Origin of the sequence: Mesorhizobium sp. M4B.F.Ca.ET.203.01.1.1 (assembly GCF_004791025.1) — a bacterium.
Taxonomy (GTDB): domain Bacteria; phylum Pseudomonadota; class Alphaproteobacteria; order Rhizobiales; family Rhizobiaceae; genus Mesorhizobium; species Mesorhizobium abyssinicae.
In genome coordinates this window covers 1-6,816 of record NZ_SRUO01000036.1, presented here as the reverse complement: position 1 = coordinate 6,816, position 6,816 = coordinate 1, and the positions used below count along the sequence as shown (strand labels likewise).

6 protein-coding genes and 1 tRNA gene are annotated in these 6,816 nt (G+C 58.4%); 6 read left to right on the top strand and 1 reads right to left on the bottom strand.

Translation table 11 applies throughout. From position 1 onward, the window contains the following. The first annotated feature begins 49 nt into the window (after positions 1-49). The 6 genes from EN846_RS33440 (at position 50) to EN846_RS36615 (ending at position 6,126) form a co-directional block, all read left to right on the top strand. Positions 50-126 (top strand) — tRNA-Met (locus EN846_RS33440). A 579-nt stretch (positions 127-705) separates the two neighbouring features. Beyond that, positions 706-1,230 carry a recombinase family protein gene (locus EN846_RS33435; RefSeq protein ID WP_127391295.1) on the top strand — a complete coding sequence of 175 codons (525 nt, stop codon included), beginning with the start codon at positions 706-708 and terminating at the stop codon, positions 1,228-1,230. 180 nt (positions 1,231-1,410) lie between these two features. Then, complete coding sequence (locus EN846_RS33430; protein WP_127391294.1) at positions 1,411-4,113, top strand: PAS domain S-box protein; 2,703 nt, start codon at positions 1,411-1,413, stop codon at positions 4,111-4,113. A 100-nt stretch (positions 4,114-4,213) separates the two neighbouring features. Beyond that, on the top strand, positions 4,214-4,585 hold the full coding sequence (locus EN846_RS33425) for a response regulator (protein ID WP_210213985.1): 372 nt from the start codon (positions 4,214-4,216) through the stop codon (positions 4,583-4,585). A 908-nt stretch (positions 4,586-5,493) separates the two neighbouring features. Continuing rightward, on the top strand, positions 5,494-5,751 hold the full coding sequence (locus EN846_RS33415) for a hypothetical protein (protein ID WP_127391292.1): 258 nt from the start codon (positions 5,494-5,496) through the stop codon (positions 5,749-5,751). 249 nt (positions 5,752-6,000) lie between these two features. Continuing rightward, entirely contained in the window at positions 6,001-6,126 is a 126-nt protein-coding gene (locus EN846_RS36615; RefSeq protein ID WP_127391291.1) for a YHYH domain-containing protein, read from the top strand. A 241-nt stretch (positions 6,127-6,367) separates the two neighbouring features. Here the strand turns inward: EN846_RS36615 and EN846_RS33405 are convergent, their stop codons facing one another. Then, a complete protein-coding gene (locus tag EN846_RS33405) occupies positions 6,368-6,685 on the bottom strand; it encodes a hypothetical protein (protein ID WP_127394398.1) in 318 nt (105 codons plus the stop codon). Positions 6,686-6,816: the final 131 nt, after the last annotated feature.

Below are 6,816 nucleotides of genomic sequence, written 5' to 3'. Positions count from 1 at the left end.
CAAGCAAACGCTTGCTCGTGGTCGCAAGCAAACGCTTGCTCGTAGTTGACGCGGGGTGGAGCAGCCCGGTAGCTCGTCAGGCTCATAACCTGAAGGTCACAGGTTCAAATCCTGTCCCCGCAACCAATTTTATCATAAATCTATAACCGCCCCGATCTGAACAATCGAGGCGGTTTTTGCGTTTGAAGGGCGCGCAATCGCCGCGGCGACGCATCACCGCCCCGAGAATCGCGCGAAACGGGAACGCGGGCAAGTTAGCGCGCCAAGGCGCGGTGTACCCCGTCTTTAAGGCTGCTGGTGTTGGGACAGATAGGGCACCAGGGCCGATGTTGGAAAGACCGCTTTGCGCCTCTTGGCAGTCATTCCTACTGTCCTGTCGGTTCACCAAAAGCGGACATCGCCAATGCACCGGATCCATGCATCTTTGCGCCAATTCCGGTCGTTTGCGGTTCTGGCGAACCAGGTCGCATGCATAGTGCGCAAGCCGACTTTCAGCCTTGCGGCATTTTTAGAGCTCACTCGACGACCGAAAATTCGAACTGTTCCCAACGGTATACGGCCTTGTATTCGTCCTGACCCCCAGGCGTTCTAAATGAATTGCGAAAAATCGCCCCACAGCTTGTCAGTTCTCTGGGAAAGGCGTTGCACAAGAAATTGCCTTGTACCCACGAGGTTCCTGCGCGTGTCCTCTGACCAACGGTTTCGCTGACGGCGCCGTCGACCGAGATTGACCTCAAAGCCGCTGGCTGTGAGGAGGTCTATTCGGAGCAGGTTTCGGCTCTAGGGGATCGAAAGGAACTTGACCGCGCTCTGAAGTTCCTCCGCAAAGGCGATACGCTTGTGATTACGAAGATCGATCGCCTCGCGCGCAATACGCGCACCCTGGGCGACCTTGTCGATGGTCTGCATGGACGGGGAGTCGGTCTGAAAGTGTTGCAATTCGGCAAAGACACGCTGGACACAACGGGAGCCTACGGTCGGCTGATGCTGAACATGTTCGCCGCCTTCGCCGAGTTCGAGCGGGACCTGATGAGAGAGCGACAGAAGGAGGGCATCGCGAAGGCGAAGGCAGAGAAGAAATACAAAGGGCGCAAGCCGACGGCGCGAGCAAAGGCCGGCGAAGCGGACTCCTTGTTTCAGCAGCAGAAATCAGTATCAGAGATCGCCGCGTCGCTCGGCATCGGGCGGGGGTCAGTCTACCGGGCGCTCGCGGCTGCTGGCCTAAAGTAGCTCACGGCATGTAAGCGGGGCGCGGAGATCGGCACGCGGGGCCTTACGATCTCTCGAACTATGTAGTTTTGCCGACCCACGATCCGGCGGTCGAGAGCCCGTAGCGGGGAAGGGTGCCTTCCGATTGGAACCTATTGGGAAATCGGGTGTTGAGATGGGTTAAGGGGTTTTCAGCACTTCATGGAACAACGAGCTTTGCCCTCCAGCATTTCTGGCGCGCGATCCTTCGGAAGCAACGGGGACGACGACGGGAACGGTGCGATCCTGCTTCCCGGCAGCGAGGTAGAAGATTTCTTCGAGAATGCAGCCGTGTCTCTCCACCTAGTCTCGAACGATGGCACCATTTTGCGCGCCAATCGAGCCGAACTGGACCTACTCGGCTATGCCCCGGAGGAATACATCGGCCGCAACATTCGTGAATTTCACGCAGATCCCGCCACGATTGACGAGATTTTGGACCGCCTTTCTCGGCGTGAGCACCTTCAGAATTATCGCGCCAGGTTGCGTGCCAGGGACGGCTCCATCCGTTGGGTGGAGATAACATCCAATGCGCGTTCCGCTGGCGGACGGATGATCAACACGCGCTGCATCACCATCGATGTGACTGAAAAGGTCAAAGCGGAAGACCTATTGCGCGAACAAGAGCAGAGGGTCGCTCTCACCTATGACAGCGCCGGCGTGGGGATAGTGGAAGCTGATGCGGAAGGCCGGCTGCTGCGGGTGAACGGGCATCTGTGCTATCTTTTGGGCCGTACGAAGGAGGAGTTGATTGGGCGACCGGTTTTCGACTGGACCTACCCTGCCGACGTCGAGGCGGATCGTGCGAAATATCGTCAGCAGGTCGCCGGCGAGATCAAAAGCTACACAATCGAAAAGCGGTTCGTGCGCAAGGACGGATCGCTTTTCTGGGCTGTTGTAACGTCTTCCAGCGTTCTCGACGAGAGCGGGCAGTTTCGCTACGCAGTTCGGGTGCAGCACGACGTCTCCGAACGAAAAGAGATCGAGGCGGCGCTCGCCCGAAGGGCCGAAGAGCAGGCCGCGCTGCATCAGCTGACGGAAATGCTCCAGCACTCCCTAACCCGCGAAGACGTCTATGAGGCTGCGCTCGAAGCAATTCAGCGCGGGCTGAGATGCCAGCGTGCTTCTATTCTGCTGTTGGAAGGCGGCATCATGAAGTTTGTCGCCTGGCGGGGCCTGTCGGATCCGTACCGAGCCGCCGTGGAAGGCCATTCGCCCTGGTCCGTGGAAGACCGCGATCCCCAACCTATTTCTGTGAGCGACGTGGAACAGGCCGAGCTCTCCAACAGCTTGAAACAGGCAATCCGAACAGAAGGGATCGGCGCGGCCTGCTTCATCCCGATAAACGAAGGTGGGCGTCTGCTGGGCAAATTCATGGCCTATTTCGACGAGCCGCACGATTGCTCGGGAGAAGAGATAGAAGTCGCCCGGACAATCGCACGCCAGCTCGGGTTTGGACTTGAGCGTGTCCGGGCTCAGAAAGCGGCCCAGCGGCTGGCGGCAATCGTGGAGTCCTCCCACGACGCCATCGTGAGCAAGGATCTCAAGGGCATCGTCTCGACCTGGAACGGCGGTGCCGAGCGCTTGTTCGGCTATACGGCCGCGGAGATGGTCGGCAGGCCCATCACCACCATCATTCCCGAGGATCGCGTGGGCGAGGAGCCGCTGATATTAGGTCGTATCGGCAACGGCGAACTCGTGGATCACTTCGAGACGGTTCGCCGCCGCAAAGATGGAACACTGGTGGATATCTCTCTCACGATATCGCCCGTGCGGGATGCATCAGGGCGCATCGTCGGAGCTTCCAAGATCGCCCGAGATATAAGCGACAAAAAGGCCACGGAAGAGCAGATACAGGACAGCGAGCGCCGGCTTAAAGACCTGCTCGCCGCCATTCCTGCCGCGATCTACACCACCGATCGGGATGGCAAGATCACCTATTTCAATGAAGCGGCTGTGCAACTCGCCGGCCGGACGCCCGAGATCGGCACCGACGAATGGTGCGTGACATGGAAGCTCTTCTGGCCGGATGGAACGCCGCTTCCTCATGACCAGTGTCCGATGGCTATTTCCCTTCGTGAAGGGCGGCCCATCCGGGGGTACGAAGCGGTGGCCGAGCGGCCTGATGGCACTCGGGTTCCCTTCATTCCCTATCCCACGCCGATGCGCGATGCTGCTGGAAACGTCACCGGCGCCATCAACATGCTGGTCGATGTGAGCGAGCGTAAGCACGCCGAAACCCAGCAGCGGATCTTGCTCGATGAGCTCAATCATCGTGTGAAGAACAACATGATGATGCTGAAGTCCCTGCTTTCGGTCGCGGCAAGGACCAGCAAGAGTCCGGAGGCTCGGACGGTTCTGGACGAGGCCAGCAAACGGGTGGCTGCCATGGCTGCCGCTCAGCGTGTCCTCTATGACACGCCTGACGCCGTCAACTTCGGAGCCGAGCCGTTCCTAGGGGCTGTTTGCGAGACGGCAAAACAGATGTTCCCGCCAGCCGTTGAATTGGTCTGCGAGGCAGATGCAATTCAGTTGCCAAATGACATTGCAATGCCGCTGGCGCTCATTATCAACGAGCTTTTGATCAACGCCGTGAAGTATGGATTGCCCGGAAATGGGCAAGGAATCATCCGCGTTTCGATCAAACGAAGCCGCGGAGATATTAGTTTGGCCGTCGAGGACGAGGGCCCGGGCTTCGAACTCAGTTCGGTGCGATCGTCCTCGTCGGGTTTGCGACTTGTCGAAGGCTTAGTGCGGCAGATCGGCGGGGCCTTCGAAGTCAGCCGGCACCCATCCAGATGCACCGTGACTTTTTCTCAGCAGTCCGAGGAGAGCGGCCTTGCGCCCAAAAGCATCGATACCTGAGCTAAGCCGGGGCGGGGATATTGCTCGATCCTTCAGGCCGCAGGTGGTTCTCTCTCGAGATGATACGAGGGGAGGAGGATCCGGCAAGTCTCGCGACCAATTGATCCTGATCGTCGAAGACGATTACCTGATTGCGCTTGATTTGGAGGCTGGGCTCCATGCCGCTGGCTTCCAAGTGGCCGGCCCGGCGACTACAGCGGACGAAGCAATTAATCTTGCGCTTTCGATCAAGCCGGTGCTGGTTCTGATGGACATCCGTTTGCTTGGGAAGCGGGACGGCGTCGATGCGGCCCTGGAGTTGTATCGCGAGTTGGGCATAAGGTGCATCTTTACAACGGCGCATGGCGATCGCGACCTGAGGCTTCGAGCGGAAGCGGCCAAGCCGCTGGGCTGGGTGCAGAAGCCATATTCGATAGCGACTTTAATTGATGCCATTCGAAATGGCTTTCAGGAGATCGAAAAGCCGAGCTGAGAGATGCGAATGCGGCTGGTGGTAGGAAGGGATCAACACGGCGACCCGATCCTCAGTCACGCGCTTGCGCACGGTCGCTGTGATTGCGACCTCGTCGCGGAGTTAGATGCTGCCCTTCGCCATGCCGATACAACTCCGACACGGCAAATAGGTTCGAAAGCGATTCCTAATGTATGGTTGCAGCAGGATAGAGAACTAACAGATCAACCCGTAACTGGCCGTGGCCGTTGACGCCATTGCATGACCTGCAAATAGGCGGCCGCTGCTGCGTCGCATTGATGGCGAGATGGGCCATTAGAGTGCAGGATGACTTCGGCCATGCGTCTTGGAATGTCGTGCTTCGCTGCAAAAAAATCGACCTCATAGGGAAACTGGTCCGAGTCCGGGTCGCTGCTGTTCAATTGCTTGCCCAAAAATGATCCTCCGTGGGTGCCTGGGATCACATAGAACGAAGTCGGCCATCATTGGTTTCGGTCGGCGCCGTGATGTCGTCAATGTGATGGTGCCATCGGCACGTATGTGGGCGAGAACACCGATCTTTAAAATTGTCTGGAACCATCCCACCCCATGGTATATTGTTCCTCTAGCGGTCGATTTCTCAGGAATGTAGCCGCCCTCATTGAAAGCCCGCCCGTGGCCCCTCCATCGTGGCGGGCTTTTCATTGGGACAGCCCGTGAATTAAGCGAAAACTCATGCTTGGACCGTACTAAGCATAGATGCCTTCACGTCAAACCATTGTAGAGTACGCCATCCTCGCTACGTTGATCGTGGCGACAGCATGGATCGGGCTACACGACTGGTCGTGGGCTTCCCAGCAGGGGAGCTAGCCTTTCCTTTCGGAGGCCAGGAGAGCGGCAGAGACAATCGCGCACTGGTAGACTTCCCAGGGACCCGTTATGTCGGGTGCATGGGCAAGGGCTGGACGTTCCAAAGCTTGATCGATGCGAAGATGACGGTGACGGCGTTTTGCCACTGGTCGCCCTGCAATCATAGCCAAAAGCTCGATCTCGCCCAGCTCCGGGACCGCTACGGCCCTGACGCGCCGGCAATGGCCGATGACCTCGTTCCAAAGCTCAAATGCCACAGGTGCGGCGGCACGGATGTGGGGCTGATCTATACGCCCGACAGTAGTCCCAACAGCTACGGCAGGGCCAAGGGCGGATGATGATCGCCTTTAGGTCCGGCGGGCCTTCCTAATTCTCCGCATGACTGAAGACGACGGCGCCACCGTGAGCGCATTGTAGGCACCAACGCGAATGACCGCGTCGCGCTTCAGCGCCTGATCAAGGGGGGACTGGAATCGTGCTCGCCTCTAGACCTTGTTCGGCTCCGACAAGGCCAGGGGCAACGGCACGTTGCAACTTGTTTCGATTCCTGATTACCTCAGCGCGTTCTTTAAGCGGGGGTTACGAAAATGAGATCAATACTTGCTTGTTTGGCTATTCTGGCCTTTGCGGTCACGGCCCATGCACACGGTGGTGGCACTGATGCCAACGGGTGCCACACCAATCACAAGACCGGTGAATATCACTGCCACTAACCCTTAGCCCGCGTCATCGGTCTTTCCGTGGCTCTTTCCAGGGGCGGATGGCTGGCCTTTCTTCGTACTGACAACGGAAGGCCGCATGGCGATGACAGCATCGATTCAAACACGGGGAGCTGCATGACAAAGAAACCATATGTGAAGCCTTCACTAGCGAAGAAAGCGAAGCTGTCGACCGTGGTCGCATTCAGCGCGTCCGGGCCGCTTCCACCGCCAGAGATTCCCGCGACCTGACACATCAGGTGCGGGGGACGGGCCCGCTGGCTTCGGCCGCCGAGCTTTTTGCTCGGCTGGCCTTTTGCGATAAAGGGCTCGGCGCTCCAATGATGCTCGACTTAATGCTTGGAGAAGGCGGCTTCATTCTCGCATCCTCCCGCCACTGCTTGAAGCGAACAAAGGCTTCTGCTGCGGCATCGCATTGGATACGCGATGGACCATTTGAGTGCAGAATCACTTGCGCTGCGCGCCTGGAGAGGCCGTGCTTTTCCATGAACAGATCGAGCTCGTACGGGCAGTTGTCGGAGACTGGGTCGCTGCTGACCTGATATTTGCCCACTCGTTCCTCCTATCCCCTCACGGCAACGCGCGAAGTCGGCGAGCAGTCTGCGATGGAATCGAGGTCGACTGTGACCAAGCCACCGCCGTCAATCCGAACGGTTATCTTGCCGTCGGTGCTATCGACGCGCG